Below are 19,023 nucleotides of genomic sequence, written 5' to 3'. Positions count from 1 at the left end.
CGATAGCGGCCACGCGCCGTTAGCGCGCCTTGTACGCAGCGGGCTGCGACAAACGCTTCACCAGGAAATCCGCCAGCAACTCGACACGCGCCGGACGAGGGCCGCCCGGCGGGGTAATGAAATGCGCCGCGCTTTGCGGCAGATCCCACCCCGACAAAATCTCTTCGATCTTGCCCTGCCGCAGTGCGTCGCCGATGATGAAATCCGGCAGGCAGGCGATGCCGAGGCCCGCGAGCAGCGCCGGCACCAGCGCCTCGCCGTTGTTGACGCCGAGTTGCCCGGACGGCCGCACGCTCGCCTCTTCACCATTCTTGCCGGTGTAGTGCCACACGCCCGGCGTGGTGGAGTAGGTGTAACCGAGGCACTTGTGCTGGGCGAGATGCATCGGATGCGTCGGGCGGCCGTGTTTTTTGAGGTATGCCGGAGCCGCCACCGTGCGAAGCTCCACGCCGCACAGGCGGCGCGCCACCAGCGACGAATCCGGCAGCCGCGCGATGCGCACGCCGGCGTCGAAGCCCTCGCCGATCAGATCGACCATCGCATCGCTGAGATGAAGGTCCAGCGATACCTCTGGATACATCGCGAGAAATTCCGGCAGCAGCGGCGCGATCACGCGAATACCAAACGTCATCGGAATCGACAGCCGCACCAGCCCGCGCGGCGCCACCGATTGGGCCAGCGCCTCGTTTTCGGCGGCTTCGCCATCCGCCAGCAACCGCGTCGCGCGTTCGGCCAACGTCCGTCCGGCGTCGGTCAACGCCAGTCTGCGTGACGTACGGTTGAACAGCCGTGTCCCGACCCGCTCCTCGAGGCGGCTGACCGCCTTCGACACGGTGGCTTTCGACAGCGCCAGTTCGGTCGCAGCGCCCACGAATGAGCGCATTTCCACGACTTTCGCGAAAATCGCCAGACCTTCGAAGTCAGGGAGTTTTGCCATCAGATTTGGAAACAATGAGTTTCGATAGTTTCTATTTATACGCTAATCGACCAGCGATAGATAGGGGTCATCGAATTCAAACCCACAGGGAATTCCCATGACCCAGACACTCAAAGGCAAGGTTGCTCTCGTCACCGGCGGTTCGCGCGGCATCGGCGCGGCGTCCGCCCGGGCGCTCGCCGATGAGGGCGCCGACGTCGCGATCAGCTATGTCGCCTCCCCCGACAAGGCCGAGGCGCTGGTGCGCGACCTGCGCGGCAAGGGCGTTCAGGCGCAGGCGTTCAAGGCTGATCAGGCAGACCCGGCGGCAGTCGATCAACTCGTCAAGGACGTCGCGAAGCATTTCGGGCACCTCGACATCCTGGTCAACAATGCCGGCGTCGCGATTACCGGTGCGGTCGACGACCCCAACAGCGACATCGCCGCTTTCGACCGGCAATACGCGATCAACGTCGGTGGCGTGATCGCCGCGATCCGTTCCGCCTCGAAGCTGATGGGCGACGGCGGCCGCATTGTCACCATTGGTTCGGACATCGCGACTCGCGCCTCCTTCCCCGGCATGGCCGATTACGCCGCCACCAAGGCCGCGATCGTCGGCTACACCAAGGGCGCTGCGCGCGACCTCGGCCCGCGCGGCATCACCGTCAACGTGCTGCAGCCCGGATCGATCGACACCGACATGAACCCGAAAGACGGACCGGGCGCGGAAGCGCAGCGTTCGCTGCATGCGCTGCAGCGTTACGGCAAACCGGAAGAGATCGCCGCCGGCGTCGTGTTCCTCGCCAGCCCCGGCGCCTCGTTCGTCACCGGCACCGTCCTCAATGTCGATGGCGGCTTCGGCGCCTGAACCTCGCACACCCATCCACGAAGCGTCCGGCGCAAACGAGCGCCCGACGCACTTCGCTCTCTTTCGCTGGAAAGGATTTTGATCATGATCGACCTTCGCCCTTTCAACAAGCTCGGCAGCGCCGACCACGGCTGGCTGAAAGCCAGGCATCATTTCTCGTTCGGCAGCCACTACGATCCGGACAACATGGGCCATGGCGCGTTGCGCGTCTGGAACGATGACGAGATCGCACCCAACACCGGTTTTCCGGCACACCCGCACGCCAACATGGAGATCATCACTTATGTTCGCGAAGGCGCGATCACCCATCAGGATTCGCTCGGCAACAAGGGCCGCACCGAAGCCGGCGACGTGCAGGTGATGAGCGCGGGCTCCGGCATCCGTCACGCCGAATACAATCTGGAGCCGGTGAAAACGACCCTGTTCCAGATCTGGATCGAGCCGACGCAGGACGGCGGACAGCCGACCTGGGGCGCGAAGCCGTTCCCGAAGGCCGACCGCACCGGCAAGCTGGTGACGCTCGCCAGCGGCTTCGCTGAGGATGCCGATGCATTGCCGATCCGCGCCGACGCGCGGGTGCTCGCGACCACGCTGAAGGCGGGAGAAAGCGCCGCCTATGAATTCGATGGCAACCGCAAGGGCTATCTCGTGCCCGCAGTGGGCGCAGTTGACATCAACGGCATCCGCGTCAATGCCCGCGACGGCGCCGCAATTGCCAACGAAAGCCGCGTCACCATCACGGCGCTGGAAGACTCCGAACTGGTGCTGGTCGACGCGGCGTAAGCCTCACGCCCCAAATCGTCATGCCCGCGCTGGTTCCGGCCATGACACATCGAATTCCTATCCGCTTTCTCATTCCCACCCACAAATGGAGACCATCAATGGCCAAGGTTCTTGTTCTTTACTATTCCGCCTACGGACACATCGAAGCGATGGCGAACGCCGTCGCCGAGGGCGCGCGCGAAGCCGGCGCCACCGTCGACATCAAGCGCGTACCGGAACTGGTGCCTGCCGAAGTCGCCAAGGCCGCGCATTACAAGGTCGATCAAGCCGCGCCGGTTGCAAAGATCGAGGATCTTGCAAATTACGATGCGATCGTCGTCGGCACTGGCACGCGCTTCGGCCGCATGTCTTCGCAAATGGCGAACTTCCTCGATCAGGCCGGCGGCCTGTGGGCCAAGGGCGCGCTGCACGGCAAGGTCGGCGGCGCGTTCTCGTCGAGCGCCACCCAGCATGGCGGGCAGGAAACCACGCTGTTCTCCATCATCACCAACCTGCTGCATTTCGGCATGGTGATCGTCGGCCTCAATTACGGTTTCGCTGGACAGATGGGAGTCAAGGAAGTGACCGGCGGCGCACCTTACGGCGCGACCACGATCACTGACGGCGACGGCAGCCGCCTGCCGAGCGCCAACGAACTCGCCGGCGCGCGCTATCAGGGCAAGACCATCGCGGAAACCGCGAAGAAGTTGCACGGCTAAGCTGCACGACTAACGTGGCTAAAAAGAAGAGTGCGCGGGCTTCACCCCGCGCACTCTCTATTGTTTCCATTATCAGTGTGTGGGTTCAAGAATCACGACCTCACCCGTGGGCTCGGGATCGTGGGGCGTCAGACTGGTCCGGTCGTCACTGCTCCAATGGGCCAGGTTCACAACCGCGCCTTTTGCGCCCGTGCCCTCGTCCGACTCCACAACGCTGAGACCACTGCCGTTGAGGAAGAACGTGTGATCCCCAAACAAATTGTTCAGCTGGGGAACGGCTGGATGATTATCAGGAATGGCCTGCGCTTCGAATTGAGTGAGAGCCTGCTTCACCTGGGCTGAGTTAAGTTTCATGCCTCATTCCTTTCGATGGATATTTTCGATGGTTGCCTTTGCACCGTTCGCATGATCGATCGCGACAGTGCGCCACGCGGGAACCTCCCACCTGAAGTGGTCGAGCGTCATCGGTCATCCCACACAGGTCACCTAGACTCTCTTTGTGCGGGTTCAAGGCGATGACGACAATTCCGCGCACGCAGCGCGCTATCGTGCCGGTTTGGAGTCGACTTCAAGACCGAACCATGGCGCAATCTCGAGTGTAATCACGATATGAACGCGATGACAAATGCAACGCAGTCGCCGAAACGTTCGCGCGGAGATCATCGAAATCCGCTAAGCTTCATATGCCGGATTTAGTTTTGTGGAAAAACAGGAGTAACGGCAATGCCCACCATCACGGTCAAGGACGGCACCGAGATTTATTACAAGGATTGGGGAACCGGACAGCCGATCGTGTTCAGCCACGGCTGGCCGCTGTCGGCGGACGACTGGGACACCCAGATGCTTTTCTTTCTCGGCAAGGGCTTTCGCGTCATCGCCCATGACCGACGCGGCCATGGCCGCTCGAGCCAGACCGGCGACGGTCACGATATGGATCACTATGCGGACGATCTCGCGGCGCTCACCGCGCATCTCGATCTGAAAAGCGCGATCCATGTCGGCCACTCGACCGGCGGCGGCGAAGTCGCGCACTACATCGGACGCCACGGCGAGAGCCGGGTCGCCAAGGCGGTGCTGATCAGCGCGGTGCCACCGATCATGGTGAAGACCGCGAACAATCCCGGCGGCCTGCCGAAAGAGGTATTCGACGGGTTGCAGGCCCAGCTTGCCGCCAGCCGCTCACAATTCTATCGCGATCTTCCGGCGGGGCCGTTCTACGGCTTCAACCGGCCCGACGCGAAACCCTCGGAAGCGATCATCCAGAACTGGTGGCGGCAGGGCATGATGGGCGGCGCCAAGGCGCACTACGACGGCATCGTCGCGTTCTCGCAAACCGATTTCACCGAGGATCTGAAATCGATCACGGTGCCGGTGCTGGTGATGCACGGCGACGACGACCAGATCGTGCCCTATGCCGATTCAGCACCACTGTCCGCCAAGCTGGTGAAGAACGGCACCTTGAAAACCTACAAGGGATTTCCCCACGGCATGCCGACAACGCATGCCGACACGATCAACGCTGACCTGCTTGCCTTCATCAAGAGCTGAGAACGGCAACGATAAAGCCGGCGGGTTCCTGCAACTCGCCGGTCCCTTCAGAACGGCAGATGACCGCTTTTGAAATAATACATCGCGACAAAGCCGACCACGACCCCGATCACCACGCCAAGCGCTACTTTCATCGATCGTCTCCCACCCGATGGCTCCCGGCATGGTAGCCGGGCCCGAGGAATTGTCCTCGGCGTTGTCGCGCTGGTAACCCTGTTCCAGACGATTTTCTCGAATGTGACCCCCTATTTGGTAATTTTCTCTGTCTTTATTGTCGCTGCACAAGCACTGAGCATCCGGACAGATGGCGACACGGGCGTACAAATCGACTGCCGGCTTGGGGGCAAAACCACCGTCACAGACCGACGAAACCATCGGATTCCTGTCACGGCTGGCAGACGAGGCCGACCTGTGCCTTGTGATGCTGGATGAGCGCGACCGCGTCATCTACAGCAATGCCGGTTTCACCAAGATGCTCGGTTACGAACACGCGGACGCGCGCGGCAAGAACCTCAGACGACTGCTGACCGGCGCCGATCTGCAGCCGGGTCAGCGTCTGGGCGCCGACGTTCCTCACCAGGTCACCTTCCGGGAAAAATTCTTTACCCGGACACCGGATGGCAACCAGATCTGGATCGCTGCTGCCTTCCGCCGCGTGTTCAACGCCGATGGTACGGTCCGCTGCACCGCCGGGATGCTCCGCGACGTCACGGACAGCGGAATCCATGCGATGCAGCGCGTCGTTCTGGAGAAGATGATCTCCGGCAGCTCGCTCGAGACGTTGACCGAGTTCATCTGCCAGCGTGCCGAGGCGCTTGCGCCCGACACCGTCGCGACCATCCTGCGGGTCGACGAACAGGGCCTGCTCCATCCGCTCGCCGCGCCCAGCCTGCCGGCCGTTTACGCCAACTCCATCGACGGCCTCGCGATCGGCCCCTGCGTCGGCTCATGCGGCACTGCAGCCTTCCGGGGCGAACCGGTGTTCGTCGCCGACATCGCCACCGATCCGCTGTGGGCGCCCTACCGTGGCGTCCCGCTGCCGCCCAGCCTGCGTGCCTGCTGGTCGAGCCCGTTCAAGCTGAACAACGGCCGTGTCGCCGGAACGTTCGCCTTCTACTTCAGGGACGGCCGCGGACCGAGCGAGTTGCACCGGAAGATCGTCGATGCCTGCGTCAATCTTTGCGCGCTGGCGATCGAACGGCAGGAAGCCGAACTGCATATCCATCGGCTCGCTTACTTCGACGACGTGACCGGCTTGCCGAACCGCACGCGGCTGTTCGAGGAGATCGACCGCTGTCTCGCCCGGCCGGATGCATCATCCGGCAGCATTGCGCTGCTTTGCATCAACGTCGATCACTTCAAATACGTCAACGATACGCTTGGCCATCCGACTGGCGACCAGTTGCTTAGCGAGATCGCAAAACGGCTGTCGCACCACGCCGGCCCGGAAGATATTCTCGGCCGCATCGGCGGCGATGAATTCGTGATGGTGTTGCCGGGCCGCGACGTCGACGGCGCGGTGGACATGGCCGAGCGCATCCTTCATTCGCTGGTCCAGCCCATCACCATTTCCGGCACGACGCTGCCGGCATCCGCGAGCGTCGGCATCAGCATCCATCCCTGGCATGGCGCGGACACCAATGAGCTTTTGAAGAACGCGGACGTAGCGCTCTCCGAAGCCAAACATGCGGGCCGCGGCATCTACAAGGTGTTCATGCCCGAAATGAACAAGCGCGGCGAGGAGCGCGTGGTGCTCGGCGCCGCGCTGCAGGACTCGCTGGCGCAGGGCGGCCTGCATCTGCATTACCAGCCACAAGTCCGGATCGAGGACGGCCAGATTCTTGGCGTCGAGGCACTGGCGCGATGGAATCATCCATTGCTCGGCAACGTTCCGCCGGATCGCTTTATCCCGATCGCCGAGGAATGCGGACTGATCGAGACCCTCGGCGCATGGGCGCTCGATGAAGCGTGCCGGCAGATGGCGGAATGGCGCGCTCAGGGCATCATCATTCCGGCGGTGTCGGTCAATCTCTCGCCGCTGCATTTTCGTAACGAGGGCCTCGCCGACACGATTGCCGAGGTGCTGCGCAAGCACCACCTCGCGCCCCACATGCTGACCCTGGAGATCACCGAAGGCGTCATGATGGATGACGGTCCGACGGCAACGAACATGCTGAAGGCGATCCACGCACTCGGCGTCGGACTGTCGATGGACGATTTCGGCACCGGCTATTCGAGCCTGAGCGGCCTTGCGACGATGCCGTTCTCCGAATTGAAGATCGACCGCGCCTTCATCAACCGGATCGAGACCGACGCCGGGACGCTTGCGATCGTCACCGCGGTTATCCGCATTGGGCAAAGCCTCGGCATGATCGTGGTCGCTGAAGGCGTCGAGACTGCGGCCCAGCACGCGATCCTGAAGAAGCTCGGGTGCCACGTGGCGCAGGGCTATTTCCCCGGCCGGCCGATGGACGTCGAGGCACTCAGTGAATGGCTGCGCAACCGCACGCCTTCACCCGATACGCCGGCTGCGGCCTGACGCCAGTCATCCCTGATTAAAAAAGCCGTGCCATGGGCGGGCCCGTGGCACGGCTTGTTCTTTTCAATCCGGCGCAACGCGCGCCGGACAGTCCGATCAGAAGTTACGCTGAGCGCGGAAGTTGACGCTCACCGTGCCCTGATCGCCGTACGAATAGACGGCGGCTGGCTTCGCCAGCGATGCGCCGAAGCCGGCATAGGCTGCCGAACCTTCGAAGCTCTGGTCGAGGTGGGCGTAGAGCACTTCAGCCGACAGCGCGAGGTTCTTGACCGGGGTCCACGTCGTACGGGTGCCGACCTGATAGACCTTGAAGTCCGGATCGCACTTGTAGGCGCCCGGCACCGTCACCTTGTACTGAGCGCAATACAGTCCGGTCGCCTGGCCGTTGTAGTCGACCGACGAGTAGCTGCCGAACAGCGTGGTCTGCCAGTTGGGATTCCAGTTGTGAGCGAAAGCACCGCGGATACCCCAGGCCGTCGTCAGCTCGATCTGGCTGCCGGTGCCGTAGACGCCGTCCGAGCTGTAGCCGAAGCCGACGCTGCGATACGCACCGCCGAGGCCGTCGCCGAACATCAGGAAGTTCGGCGTCACGCCGCTGGTGGCGATCACGTAGCGCGTCGCACCGTTGGCGTAGGTGGCATCGATCTTCAGATCGTCGCCGGGGCCGGTCGGCAGGTTTTTGAGCTGGAGCGCGCCCTGAACGGCGAAGCCCCACTTGTCGTCCGGATGGCCGGACGCTTCGGTGGCGCCGTAGTAGGTCGAGTTGACGTTATGCGCGGCAGCGGAAATCTGCATCAGGCCCCAGACCTGATCCAGCCGAAGGCGGCCGACGAAGTCCGGCGTATCCTGTCCGCCATAAGCGTTCGGCGGAATGCCGGTTGCAGCGATCGCTGAACCGCCGAGTGCCGTATTGAGGTTGCCAAGCGCCGTGCGGTCGTAAGCGATCGCCTCATCGACGCCGAAGCTCGCCGTCAGGCCGTTGCCGAACTGCCATGTGTACTGGATGTTGTTGACGCCGGTCGAGGTATCGTTACCGCCGATCAGCGAGGTCGAGTTGTTGCCCGGCGTGCCGTTCCACGGCGTCGAATAGGCCGATGCCGATTTACCGAAGGTGAAGCCGGCGAACTGCACGAAAGCATTCTCGAGTGCGAAGGTGCCGCCGCCGACGACGTCGGTCCCGCCGGTCCACTGCCAGTCACCCTGGCCGAAGGTGCGGACCACGCCGTATTCGGTCGCGGTGCGGGTATCGATCGTCACAGCCATACGCGAACGTGCCACGAAGCCGTTGGCGGTGCGCTCTCCGGCGCCACCGACGCCGTTCCAGAACGGGCCGTTCTGATTGTTGCCGTGGATCGTCAAGTCAGCGCGCAGGTAGCCGCCGAGCTTGATGCAGGTGTCGGTGCCGGGCACGTAGAAGAAGCCCGCGCCGTAAAGCGAACATACCTTGACGTATTCGACGGCCTTGGCCTTGAGCGGCAGGTCAGCGGCATGGCCTGCTGAAATGGCGAAAAGTCCAGCCACTGTGCCGAACAAAATGCTTCTCGCGCGAATCATAGTTGAATCTCCAATTCTTCTTGCCCGCATGGGTATCGCCTTTGATATGACTGCCGCAATTCAAAAGAAGCCTGCGGTTCAATTGTTTCTGAAACTGTTGCCGCGCTGCACCTCTGCCTTTTGGCCAGGCTCGCCGTGCATCCCTGCCATGAACAACCATGACGCGGCCGGTATCCACCCTCGGATTCGAAATCGTCCCCTGAACCCACGCTATGTGAAATTATATTCCTAATTCGGCGGGTTTTCCGGGGCGATTTCTCCCGGCTACCGTCTCGCCAAAGGTGTGATATCATTCTTTAGTCTAACCCAGTGAGGAGGCATTTTTCTCGGCGACGATCACAAGCAACAACAACAGCAGCCGCCAGACCGGCTGCATCAGGGAGTGACGCGATGAAATCGGCTTTCAATCGATCTATTCTTGCGCTCGCAGCCATCGTTATTATCGCCAGCGCCAGCCAGGCCAGCGCACAGCAGAAGCTCAAGAGCTACGATTCCGGCAACAAGCAATTCTGGACACATCCGCCGGATGACTGGTTCCTCGGCGACGAGACCGAGGCACAGAAGGGCCTCGCCCCGCCCGCGGGCCCGCCGACCGGCGCTTCCGACGCCGAACTCGCCGACTTGATAAAGAAGATCAAGTTACCGCCCGGCTTCAAGATCGACGTCTATGCCAGCGGCGTGCTGGCCGCGCGGCAGATGGCGTGGGGCGACAAGGGCACATTGTTCGTCGGCTCGTTCGGTCTCGGGAACGTCTATGCGATCACCGACGATAACGGGAAGAAAACCGTCAAGACCATCCTCAAGGGCTTGAAGATGCCGACCGGCGTCGCGTTCCGCGACGGTGCGCTCTACGTCATCGATATCGACAAGCTGATGAAGTACGAGAACGCCGAAGCCAACCTCGACAAGATGCCCGAGCCGAAGATCGTCTATGACGACATGCCGTCCTACGCGGCGCATGGCTGGAAATATCTCGTCGCCGACAAGGACGGCTGGTTCTACGTCCCCTTCGGACCTCCGTTCAACATCGGCATTCCGCCGACCAGCCTGTCGCAAATTCGCCGTGTCGATCCGAAGACCGGGAACGCGGAAATCGTCGCGCTCGGCGTGCGTAACAGTGTCGGCGGCGACATTGATCCGCGCTCGGGCAAATACTGGTTCACCGAAAACGCGCGTGACTGGCTCGGCGACAACAGCCCGAGCGACAAGCTCAACATGATCTCGCGTCTCGGCGAACACTTCGGCTATCCGCACTGTCATCAGGGCGACATTCCCGATCCGAAATTCGCCATGGGCCACAAGTGTTCGGAGTTCACGCCGCCGGTGGTGAAGCTGGGCGACCACGTCGCGCCGCTCGGCATGAAGTTCTATACCGGCAATCAATTTCCCGCCGAGTACAAGAACAACATCCTGATCGCCGAACACGGCTCGTGGAATCGGCACAAGTATCAGGGCGGCCGGATCACACGCGTGATCGTCGGTCCCGACGGCAAGAACGCAAAGAAAGAAGTGTTCGCGTCCGGCTGGATCAACGGCGACCAGAGTTACCTCGGCCGTCCTGACGACATCATCATGGCCAAGGACGGATCGATCCTCGTCGCCGACGACTGGGCCGGCGCGATCTATCGCATCAGCTACGACAAGGCCAACGCCAGCGCCAAGAACAAGAAGAAGTAGCAAGGCTTGAGGCCGCCGCCGTCTGATCTTGCGATCAGACGGCGCGGTGTCTCGCGCCGATAAACGGGAAAGCTGACGATGCCGAAACGCAACTTGTTGTCCGGCGCGTTGATCGCCGGGATTGCCGCCGTTTCACTCTCGATTGCCGCACATGCCGCCGACACGGCCGCACTGAAGGAAAAGCTCAAGGACAAGCTCCAGCTTTGCGCCGGCTGTCACGGCGAGAACGGCCTGTCCGAGATGGCGAACACGCCGTCGCTGGCGGGGCAACCCGACCTGTTCCTTCAATGGCAGTTGGTGTTCTTCCGCAGCGGCGCGCGCAAGAACGAGATCATGGGGCCGATCGCCGAAACGCTCACCAACGAAGACGTCCGCAATCTGGGCGCCTATTACGCCTCGCTGCCGCCGCCCCCGGCCAAGGCGGGCGACAACGGCGATCTCGCCGCCAAGGGCAAACAAGCCGCCGCCGGACGGCGTTGCGCCTCCTGTCACACCGACAACTACGCCGGCACCAAGGCGACCGCGCGGATCGCCGGACAACGCGAAGACTATCTGCTCAAGGCGCTGCACGATTATAAATCCGGCGCACGTTCCGGCGGCGGCATGGCGGCAATGGCCGATGTCGCCTACCCACTCAGCGAGGAAGAGATCACCGCGCTGGCGCACTATCTCGCGGGGCTCTAGTCAGGCGGCCGTCGACATCGACAACCGGCTTACGGGCGATAGTCAGCGACCGATGATGGGCCATATCCGGATGGCGGCCTACAATCCGCGACTCGATATATGTTGTCAGCGGTCCTGATGAACGAGGTGTTGGAACGGTGCTGCCTGGAATACTCATTGCTCGACGCGCGATCCAGGTCTGGCGGCAGATGCCGGCCGCGACCGGCGATAGCGACAACGCCGGGTCGCCATCTTGATCTCCCGCAAGACCGTTCTCTGCCTCGGGCTGTCGCAACTGATTTCGTGGGGCACCTCCTACTATTTGATCGGCGGCTTCGGCGGGATGATCGAAGCAGATCTCCGCTGGAGCAGCGACATCGTTTATGGCGGCTTCTCAATAGCGCTGCTCGTGATGGGTCTGATCTCGCCGCTGGCGGGGCGCATGATCGACCGGTATGGCGGCCGGCGCGTCATGGTGACCGGGTCGCTGCTCAACGCTGCCGGCTGCACCGGCATCGCACTCGCCCACAGCATTCCGGTCTATTATGCCGCATGGGTCTGTCTTGGCGTCGCAATGCGGCTAACGCTTTACGATGCCGCGTTTGCAGCGCTCGCGCGCATCGGCGGACCAGCCGCACGCCGGCCGATCGCGCAAATCACGCTGCTCGGCGGGTTGGCGTCGACCACTTTCTGGCCGCTCGGCCATCTGTTCGCGACCTATCTCGGCTGGCGCGGCGCGCTGTTCGTCTATGCCGGCTTCGCGCTGCTGACCGTGCCGTTGCATCTGGCAATTCCCAACGACCGCCATGACGACGTTATCCCGACCGAGGCGGCAGCCGCCGTCCATCCGCCGCTCGCCGTGAACCAACGGGAGGTCGTCTTCGCCGGCAGTCTCTATGCGATGATCGCGACGCTCGCCAATTTCCTGAATGCCGGCATGTCATCACACATGATCGGAATCCTGACCGGCCTGGGGCTCGTGGCATCGGTCGCGGTGTGGATCGCCACGCTGCGGGGGATCGGCCAATCCTCGGCGCGGCTGGCGGAAGTGCTGTTCGGCCGGCGGATCGATCCGCTGACGCTGAATCTTGTTGCGACCTCGCTGTTGCCGCTTTGCTTCATCGCCGGCCTGTTCAGCGGCCAGGCGGCGATTGCCGCGGTCGCATTCGCGTTCGTTTACGGTGCGGGAAACGGCATCGTGACCATCACGCGCGGAACATTGCCGCTCGTCCTGTTCGACCATCGCACCTATGGGACATTTGTCGGCCGCCTGATCGCGCCGAGTTTCATCCTCTCCGCCGCGGCTCCATTGATTTATGCATTCGTGATCGGACGCTTCGGAGAAATCGGCGCGTTGGTCATGTCGATCGGCGTCGCTTTCCTGACATTTGCAGCCGCTTTACTCTTGAAACTCAGGTTCAGGTGAGCGCAAAAGCGCCGCGTATATAAAACCAACAAGGAGACTCACATGGCCAAGGTCGCAATCGTCGGATGCGGAGCGATGGGTTCGGTTTACGCCGCGCTGATGGTGGATGCCGGCCATGAGGTTCATGCGGTGACGCTGTGGCCGGACCACGCGGCGGCGATGGACAAGAACGGTTTGCGCTGCGAAGGCAAGAGCGGCGACCGCACCGTGCCGATCCACGGCACCACCACGACCGACGGCATCGGCATCTGCGATCTTGTCATCGTCGCCACGAAAGCATTCGACGTCGAAGCCGCCGCAAAATCCTGCGCGCTGCTGATCGGCCAACACACCGTGGTGCAGACAATCCAGAACGGTCTCGGTTCGCCGGAAATCGCCGCCACCGTCATCGATCCCGACCGCATCGCGATCGGCGTGGTCGGCGGCTTCGGCGCGTCGATGCGCGGCCCCGGCCACGTCCATCACAACGGCATGGAGATGATCCGTTTCGGCGCCTTCGCCGGATTGCCGACGCAGGCGCTTCAGGCCTCGGCGAAGATCTGGGAGTCGGCCGGCTTCAAGGTCGCGCTGTTCACCGACGTCAAGCAGATGGTGTGGGAAAAGCTGATCATGAACGTGACGTTCTCGGGCTCGTGCTGCACCACCGGCCTGACCATCGGCGAAGTGATGGCGGACCCGGATGCGTGGCGCGTCGCCAGAGGCTGTGCCGAGGAAGCGATCGCGGTGGCGATGGCCAGCGGCATCACGCTCGATGTCGGCGATCCCATCGAACACATCCGCAAGCTCGGCGGCAAGATTCCGGACGCCCGGCCATCGATGCTGCTCGACTGGAACGCGAAGCGCCGCTGCGAAATCGACGCCATCAACGGTTCGATCCCGCGCCTCGGCAAGCCACTCGGGGTGCCGACGCCGGTCAACGACACCGTGGTCGGCATCGTCAAGGCGCGAGAGCGGGCGATGCTGTTGCAAGGCTGAGCAAGGGGCGATCAGCCTGCGCGATCGAGAGAGTTCGCCGGTCAGATAACTCGCGTTCCAGCGATGCGGCCTTAGACGCTGCTCTGGGCCACCATCGCCAGCGCTCGAACACCTGCTCGCACGGTCGGATAGACAGGAATGTCCGCGCCCTCGACCTCTTCCGTCCAGCGCGCCGCCGCGCTTCCATAAGGCACCAATGCAAACGGCTTATTGTATTGACGCCGGAGCGTTCTGAGCAAATCCCCCATTTCGGGGAAATCGGCATTCGGAGGAGCCAGCAAGGTGCAAAGGACGAGATCCACGTTGGGATCGGCGAACACCGCGCGAAGGCCTGTGTGGTGAGCCTCCTTCGATCCTTTCACATCGATGCCGATCCAGAAGTCGAACGGGTTGGACGGAGCCAGCCATTCGGGATAGATGGTCGCCATCCGGCCAATCGTCAGCTCGTCATAGGTCGCCAGTTCGAGATTGTGGTCTGCGATCAGATCGGCCGCGATCACCCCCAAAGCGCCGCTCGTCGTCGCAACCCCGACCCGTTTTCCCTTGGCTTTCGGAAGCATGGCGAGAGCACGCAGCGTGTTTACGAAATCATCCTCGTCTTCCGTTCGCAGGATTCCGCATTCCGGAATCTGATCGTCGATCGGCGAATTATCCGACGGAAGCGACCCGGTGTGGCAGGCCGATGCTTTTCGCCCTTCCGCCGTTCTTCCGGGCTTCAGGAGTACGATCGGCTTGATTCCGCGAAGCGCTCTCGCCTTCTCCAGGAAGGCGTCGGGATTTCTGATGCTCTCGATATAGAGCCCAATCACCTTGGTGCCTGCGTCACCTGCGGCGAAATCAAGAAAGTCGACCTCATCCACGTCAATCTTGTTGCCGACATCGATGCTCTTTGAAATCGGCGGCCGTTGAACATTCGAATCCATGATTTGACGCATCACCGCGCCGGTGAAAATTCCCGTCTGGGTAAAAAGAGAAATGCCGCCTTTTTCCCATCGGGGAAAATTCACGAAACTGCCCATCATGCCGCAATCGGTATTGATCATCCCGATCGTGTTGGGGCCCGCCAGCAATATACCGGCCTGGCGCGCGGTCTCCCGCAGCTTGTCCTGTGCGATCCGTCCGGCCGGCCCCGCTTCGGAAAATCCCGCGGTAATGATGCAGGCCGCACGCGCCTTTGCATCGACGCACTGTTGAATGGCGGCCTCCATGTGCTGACTCGGCAGCACGATGTAAACCAGATCGACGGCTTCCGGGACCTCCGAAAGATTGGCATATGCCTTCTTGCCCATGACTTCCGGAGCGCCGGGATTGATCGGATACAGCGCGCCCTGGAAGTTGCCTCCCAGCAAGTTACTGAACAACACGCCACCGGACTTATTGGGATTGGTCGAAGCGCCGATGACGGCAATGGAGCGCGGCGCCACGAGCGGCTGAATGTCTCGCATGGATTTTCTCCGGGGTTCGTTCTGCAACAGATAGCTGTCGTCGGTAGGTCAATGGCGCGCATTCACGCCCTCCCGGCGGCGGAACACATCATGCGCCGCCGCCGTCCAGTCATGTCTCGCCGGGAAGATGGTCAGTGCTCCACGCGTAACAATATCTTCCCAAACTGCTTTGCAGATTCGAGATAGGTGTGAGCTTCGGCGGCTTGTTCGAGAGGAAAGACCTTGTCGATTATCGTCTTGAGCTTTCCTGCGCCAAGCATCGGCATCATCGCCTCAAGGTCGAGCTTGGTTGCGCTGTTCGAGCCGATGATCTGAAGCTCCTTGTGGAAGATATAATGCACCTCGATATCGCACTGGTAGGACTTGGTGCCGCCGACCGTCACAACACGGCCTCCTCGTGTCAGACACCGAACCGATTTTCCCAGAAAATCTCCGCCGACATGTTCGATGACGACATCGACACCGCGCTTTTTCGTGCGCTTCATGATTTCTTCGACAAAGTCCGTCTCGTTGTAATTGATGACTTCGTCCGCACCCAGTTCCTTCGCCTTCTCCAGCTTCCAGTCGGCGCTTGACGACGCGTAAACATATGCGCCGAGATTCTTGCAGATCTGGATCGCCGCCATGCTGACGCCGGAGCTCGCTGAATTTACCAGCACGGTTTCGCCAGGCCGCACATTTCCGCGCGTCACGATCATGTGCCAGGCCGTCCCGAAGGCGTTCGGAAAGGCCGCCGCCTGCTCATAAGTGACAGTATCAGGCAGCGGAATCAGGTGATGAGCCGGCAGCTTGATGTACTGAGCATAAGCGCCCGGCAGATGCGCGCCGAGATAGCGATAATTTCGCGAGCACCGGTTTGGGAAACCGCCCATGCATTGCTCGCATTTGCCGCAGGGGACGACCCACCAGCTCGTAACGCGGGTTCCCAACGGAATGTCGGATGACGTCTCCGGTCCCAAAGCCACGAGTTCGCCGCCGAAATCGCCACCCAGAATGTGGGGAAACTTTCCCTTGTTCGGCTTGTAGCGACCGGACCGCGCCATCAGGTCGTAGCCATTGAGGCCAACCGCATGGACCCGGACAAGCGCCTCTTCCCGCTCAAGCTGGGGTGTAGGCACCTCAGTGTATTTGAGCACTTCCGGCCCGCCGTATTGATCGTAAACCGCCGCCTTCATCATCTTGGGGATCATCCGCCCGCTCCTCTCTCGGTTCCGCTTCCGTTGCTCAAAAGGGCGAGTTGCGCGCCCTCGTAAATTTTGTATACTAATTTATACCAAAGTAAATACCAGCCACGCCGGCAATTTCAAACGGACAAATCCGGTCAACAGTGCTGCAATGGAAAAAACCTGGAGCCGCAATATGCATCTGGACAAAGCACGATCGTATTCGGACCTGCGACAAAGCCTGTCCCGACGAGATCGCAGCCTGCGCGAAAAGGTGATGTCGCTCGAGGATGCAGCGGACCTGATCACAGATGGCCAGTCCGTCGGCATTGGCGGAAGCATGATGTCGCGCACGCCGATGGCGATGATCTGGCAACTGATCAGAAGCGGACGCAGCGATCTTGTCTGCTCACGCTCCATCACCACCAGCGAGGGTGACCTGCTGCTCGGCTCCGGATTGAGCAACCACATCATCACCAGCTGGTTCAGCCAGGGAATCATGTGGGGCATCTCGAAGGTCATGAGAGAACACATCGAGAGCGGCCGAGCCCGTTACGATGAATGGAGTCATCTGGCCATCGGAATGCGCTTCCGTGCCGGCGCGATGGGTGTGCCCTTCATGCCCATGCGGCCGATGCTGGGATCCGATGTTCTTGGTTCGCGGCCTGAGGCGCAGGTGATCGACTGCCCCTTCACGGGAGAAAAGATACTTCTCGTCCCCGCGCTCAATCCCGATGTCGCGATTATTCATGTCCACAGCTGCGATGCTTACGGAAATGCCCGCATCGAAGGTTTGCAGTTCATGGACATCGATCTTGCGATGGCTGCCGACAAGGTCATTCTGACCACCGAGCGCATCATATCCAACGATCAGATCCGGCGTGCGCCCGACCAGACCAAAATTCCGTTTTTTTGCGTGGATGCAGTCGTCGAGGTTCCGTTCGGGGCGGCACCGCATGAATGCTACGGCGTCTACGAGCCCATGATGAATCATCTGGACGCTTACGCGCGGAAAGTGAATTCTGATCCGATAAGCGGAATGAAAAGCTACCTCGACGAATACATCCACGCTCCCCGCTCCTGGAATGATTATCTGAACCTGATCGGCCTCGAAGAGGTTCTGAGCGCTGCGCAACGCGGGAGAAGCCTTCACAATGACTAAGCTCGCCGAATTCACCATCAATGAGCACCTCGCGATCTTGAGCGCACGCGAGCTCAAGAACGGCCAGGTTGTTTTTGCCGGTATCGGAATTCCTCTTCTGGCTGCAGCGCTCGCCCAGCGCGCGCACTGCCCGAATCTTACCATTCTCTTTGAGGGCGGAACGATTGGCGCTCTGGTTGAGCCAGGAAAGCTTCCGCCATCGACAAATGATCAGCGCGGAGCGAAACGCTCGAACATGGTCCTCGGCAGCTCGGAAGTTCTGCTGTTGCTGCAGCGCGGATATGTCGATGTCGGCTTTATGGGCGGCGCACAGATCGACAAATACGGAAATTTGAACAGCTCGGTGATACACGCAACGGACAGCAAGCCAGCGATCCGTTTGCCGGGAAGCGGCGGCGGCAACGATATTGCCAGCCTCACGAACCTCATTGTCGCAATGAAGCATGAGAAACGTCGCTTCGTTGAACGCGTCGACTTTGTCACGAGTCCCGGCTGGCTTCGTGGACAGTCCACCCGCGAGGAAAGTGGACTGCAGAGCGGCGGGGCTTTCCGGGTCGTGACCGAGCTTGCGATCTTCGGCTTTGACGAGCGTTCCCGGGAAATGAAAGTGATCGCCCTGAACCCGGGGATTTCGGCGTCTCAGGTTCAGGATAATACCGGCTTCGATCTCTTGTTCGATCAAGATCTGCCGGTCTCAGAGTTACCGACGCCGGCCGAGCTTCGTATTCTCCGGGAACTCGATCCCGATGGCGTGCTGACATCCTGACGCCTCGGGAAGCGGACCGGTCCTGAAGAGCTATTTTTTCTTTTCCTGAAGGAGCTGCAAACGCAATTCGAGCGCGTTGTTAATATGGGCGGAGGCCAGCTCTTCGGCTTTTTTCGAGTCGCCGTCCCGGATCGCGCGCAGAATTCCCAGATGTTCCTTATGCGCCAGTTCGATGCTGCCCGGCAGGACGAATGTGGAGTGACGCAGAAGGCCCAAGGTATCGACAATGGTGTTCAGGGATTGAAGCAGATAGCGATTATGCGCAGCGCTATAAATCGCCTGATGCAGTTCCGCATTGATGATGACAAGAGCTGCCGGATCGTTCCTGGCTGCCTTCTCCTTGTCGGCAATCGCGAACAGATTCTTGATCTCGACCCGCGACGCATGTTCTGCGGCGAGACTCGCCGCAGCGCCTTCTAGCAAGGCTCGGACTGCGTAAAGATCCACAAGCTGCTGGGCATCCAGTTGCGCGACCATCGCACCATTCCAGGAGCCGATGACCAGCAGACCCTCGGAGACAATCCGGTGAAATGCCTCCCGCACAGGCGTCCTGCTGATTTCCAGCCAGCTCGCAACGTCAGCCTCACGGAGATGATCTCCGGACTCGAACACCCCTGCCCGAATAGCTTCACGGAGAACCCGATAAGCGTAGTCTCCCAGCACTTCTCCGGGTTTTCTGTCCGGCGCGGCCAGCTCGAAGATCGAATGCCGGACCGGGCCGGAGTTGGCCTTGCGCTTTTTTCCGGCTGGACGTTTAGTCACCGCTGTTGGGCTCAATTGAATACCGGTTCTGGCAGAGCTGATGCTACACCAGAACCGATTGTAAATGGATTCCGCCGG

At 61.2% G+C, this 19,023-nt stretch carries 17 protein-coding genes; 11 read left to right on the top strand and 6 right to left on the bottom strand.

The features are described 5' to 3' along the window. Positions 1-19 precede the first annotated feature (19 nt). The gene (locus ASC80_RS00230) at positions 20-937 is read right to left on the bottom strand and encodes a LysR family transcriptional regulator (RefSeq protein ID WP_056291704.1); all 918 of its coding nucleotides are present in this window, start codon (positions 935-937) and stop codon (positions 20-22) included. A 97-nt stretch (positions 938-1,034) separates the two neighbouring features. Here ASC80_RS00230 and ASC80_RS00225 point away from each other — a divergent pair, with 97 nt between their 5' ends. The 3 genes from ASC80_RS00225 to wrbA all read left to right on the top strand — a co-directional run bounded on the left by ASC80_RS00225 (position 1,035) and on the right by wrbA (position 3,265). After that, positions 1,035-1,784, top strand: coding sequence for an SDR family NAD(P)-dependent oxidoreductase (locus tag ASC80_RS00225; RefSeq protein WP_056291701.1), 750 nt, complete (start codon positions 1,035-1,037; stop codon positions 1,782-1,784). 84 nt (positions 1,785-1,868) lie between these two features. Further along, complete coding sequence (locus tag ASC80_RS00220; protein ID WP_056291698.1) at positions 1,869-2,567, top strand: pirin family protein; 699 nt, start codon at positions 1,869-1,871, stop codon at positions 2,565-2,567. Between the two features lie 98 nt (positions 2,568-2,665). Continuing rightward, the gene (gene wrbA / locus ASC80_RS00215; RefSeq protein WP_056291695.1) at positions 2,666-3,265 is read left to right on the top strand and encodes an NAD(P)H:quinone oxidoreductase; all 600 of its coding nucleotides are present in this window, start codon (positions 2,666-2,668) and stop codon (positions 3,263-3,265) included. 72 nt (positions 3,266-3,337) lie between these two features. Here wrbA and ASC80_RS00210 read toward each other — a convergent pair whose 3' ends face one another. Next, positions 3,338-3,619, bottom strand: coding sequence for a hypothetical protein (locus tag ASC80_RS00210; protein WP_056291692.1), 282 nt, complete (start codon positions 3,617-3,619; stop codon positions 3,338-3,340). Positions 3,620-3,988: 369 nt separating this feature from the next. On the opposite strand from ASC80_RS00210, the gene ASC80_RS00205 reads away from it, so the two are divergent. Together ASC80_RS00205 and ASC80_RS00200 are read left to right on the top strand one after the other, a co-directional pair. After that, complete coding sequence (locus ASC80_RS00205) at positions 3,989-4,813, top strand: alpha/beta fold hydrolase (protein ID WP_056291688.1); 825 nt, start codon at positions 3,989-3,991, stop codon at positions 4,811-4,813. Positions 4,814-5,117: 304 nt separating this feature from the next. Beyond that, complete coding sequence (locus ASC80_RS00200) at positions 5,118-7,352, top strand: sensor domain-containing protein (RefSeq protein WP_056291685.1); 2,235 nt, start codon at positions 5,118-5,120, stop codon at positions 7,350-7,352. A gap of 96 nt (positions 7,353-7,448) precedes the next feature. Here the strand turns inward: ASC80_RS00200 and ASC80_RS00195 are convergent, their stop codons facing one another. Beyond that, on the bottom strand, positions 7,449-8,906 hold the full coding sequence (locus ASC80_RS00195; protein WP_056291682.1) for a porin: 1,458 nt from the start codon (positions 8,904-8,906) through the stop codon (positions 7,449-7,451). 390 nt (positions 8,907-9,296) lie between these two features. Between ASC80_RS00195 and ASC80_RS00190 the strand changes: the two genes are divergently transcribed. The 4 genes from ASC80_RS00190 (at position 9,297) to ASC80_RS00175 (ending at position 13,647) form a co-directional block, all read left to right on the top strand. After that, complete coding sequence (locus ASC80_RS00190) at positions 9,297-10,583, top strand: PQQ-dependent sugar dehydrogenase (protein WP_056291679.1); 1,287 nt, start codon at positions 9,297-9,299, stop codon at positions 10,581-10,583. A gap of 78 nt (positions 10,584-10,661) precedes the next feature. Then, positions 10,662-11,267 carry a c-type cytochrome gene (locus ASC80_RS00185; protein WP_056291676.1) on the top strand — a complete coding sequence of 202 codons (606 nt, stop codon included), beginning with the start codon at positions 10,662-10,664 and terminating at the stop codon, positions 11,265-11,267. 232 nt (positions 11,268-11,499) lie between these two features. Next, positions 11,500-12,672 carry an MFS transporter gene (locus tag ASC80_RS00180; RefSeq protein WP_056291673.1) on the top strand — a complete coding sequence of 391 codons (1,173 nt, stop codon included), beginning with the start codon at positions 11,500-11,502 and terminating at the stop codon, positions 12,670-12,672. Between the two features lie 42 nt (positions 12,673-12,714). Next, positions 12,715-13,647 carry a ketopantoate reductase family protein gene (locus ASC80_RS00175; RefSeq protein ID WP_056291670.1) on the top strand — a complete coding sequence of 311 codons (933 nt, stop codon included), beginning with the start codon at positions 12,715-12,717 and terminating at the stop codon, positions 13,645-13,647. A 71-nt stretch (positions 13,648-13,718) separates the two neighbouring features. Here the strand turns inward: ASC80_RS00175 and ASC80_RS00170 are convergent, their stop codons facing one another. After that, positions 13,719-15,092: an acetate--CoA ligase family protein gene (locus tag ASC80_RS00170; protein WP_056291667.1), complete on the bottom strand. Its 1,374-nt coding sequence runs from the start codon at positions 15,090-15,092 to the stop codon at positions 13,719-13,721. A gap of 131 nt (positions 15,093-15,223) precedes the next feature. Further along, positions 15,224-16,282 carry a zinc-binding dehydrogenase gene (locus ASC80_RS00165; RefSeq protein ID WP_244487153.1) on the bottom strand — a complete coding sequence of 353 codons (1,059 nt, stop codon included), beginning with the start codon at positions 16,280-16,282 and terminating at the stop codon, positions 15,224-15,226. A 169-nt stretch (positions 16,283-16,451) separates the two neighbouring features. Here ASC80_RS00165 and ASC80_RS00160 point away from each other — a divergent pair, with 169 nt between their 5' ends. After that, on the top strand, positions 16,452-17,417 hold the full coding sequence (locus ASC80_RS00160) for a CoA transferase subunit A (protein ID WP_056295353.1): 966 nt from the start codon (positions 16,452-16,454) through the stop codon (positions 17,415-17,417). Beyond that, positions 17,410-18,183 carry a CoA-transferase subunit beta gene (locus ASC80_RS00155; protein WP_056291664.1) on the top strand — a complete coding sequence of 258 codons (774 nt, stop codon included), beginning with the start codon at positions 17,410-17,412 and terminating at the stop codon, positions 18,181-18,183. The genes ASC80_RS00160 and ASC80_RS00155 overlap by 8 nt, the downstream gene beginning before the upstream one ends. Before the next feature lie 30 nt (positions 18,184-18,213). Here the strand turns inward: ASC80_RS00155 and ASC80_RS00150 are convergent, their stop codons facing one another. Beyond that, entirely contained in the window at positions 18,214-18,960 is a 747-nt protein-coding gene (locus ASC80_RS00150) for a GntR family transcriptional regulator (protein ID WP_244487152.1), read from the bottom strand. Positions 18,961-19,023: the final 63 nt, after the last annotated feature.

This window comes from Afipia sp. Root123D2 (genome assembly GCF_001425835.1).
GTDB lineage: Bacteria > Pseudomonadota > Alphaproteobacteria > Rhizobiales > Xanthobacteraceae > Afipia.
The sequence above is the reverse complement of the archived record's forward strand: the minus strand, read 5'-3'. Positions and strand labels throughout refer to the sequence as shown.

Excerpts from the sequence above, each read along its gene's own strand:
- ASC80_RS00230 (WP_056291704.1), bottom strand. The coding sequence starts at position 937 with ATGGCAAAACTCCCTGACTTCGAAGGTCTGGCGATTTTCGCGAAAGTC.
- ASC80_RS00225 (WP_056291701.1), top strand. The coding sequence starts at position 1,035 with ATGACCCAGACACTCAAAGGCAAGGTTGCTCTCGTCACCGGCGGTTCG.
- ASC80_RS00220 (WP_056291698.1), top strand. The coding sequence starts at position 1,869 with ATGATCGACCTTCGCCCTTTCAACAAGCTCGGCAGCGCCGACCACGGC.
- wrbA (WP_056291695.1), top strand. The coding sequence starts at position 2,666 with ATGGCCAAGGTTCTTGTTCTTTACTATTCCGCCTACGGACACATCGAA.
- ASC80_RS00210 (WP_056291692.1), bottom strand. The coding sequence starts at position 3,619 with ATGAAACTTAACTCAGCCCAGGTGAAGCAGGCTCTCACTCAATTCGAA.
- ASC80_RS00205 (WP_056291688.1), top strand. The coding sequence starts at position 3,989 with ATGCCCACCATCACGGTCAAGGACGGCACCGAGATTTATTACAAGGAT.
- ASC80_RS00200 (WP_056291685.1), top strand. The coding sequence starts at position 5,118 with ATGGCGACACGGGCGTACAAATCGACTGCCGGCTTGGGGGCAAAACCA.
- ASC80_RS00195 (WP_056291682.1), bottom strand. The coding sequence starts at position 8,906 with ATGATTCGCGCGAGAAGCATTTTGTTCGGCACAGTGGCTGGACTTTTC.
- ASC80_RS00190 (WP_056291679.1), top strand. The coding sequence starts at position 9,297 with ATGAAATCGGCTTTCAATCGATCTATTCTTGCGCTCGCAGCCATCGTT.
- ASC80_RS00185 (WP_056291676.1), top strand. The coding sequence starts at position 10,662 with ATGCCGAAACGCAACTTGTTGTCCGGCGCGTTGATCGCCGGGATTGCC.
- ASC80_RS00175 (WP_056291670.1), top strand. The coding sequence starts at position 12,715 with ATGGCCAAGGTCGCAATCGTCGGATGCGGAGCGATGGGTTCGGTTTAC.
- ASC80_RS00170 (WP_056291667.1), bottom strand. The coding sequence starts at position 15,092 with ATGCGAGACATTCAGCCGCTCGTGGCGCCGCGCTCCATTGCCGTCATC.
- ASC80_RS00165 (WP_244487153.1), bottom strand. The coding sequence starts at position 16,282 with ATGATCCCCAAGATGATGAAGGCGGCGGTTTACGATCAATACGGCGGG.
- ASC80_RS00160 (WP_056295353.1), top strand. The coding sequence starts at position 16,452 with ATGCATCTGGACAAAGCACGATCGTATTCGGACCTGCGACAAAGCCTG.
- ASC80_RS00155 (WP_056291664.1), top strand. The coding sequence starts at position 17,410 with ATGACTAAGCTCGCCGAATTCACCATCAATGAGCACCTCGCGATCTTG.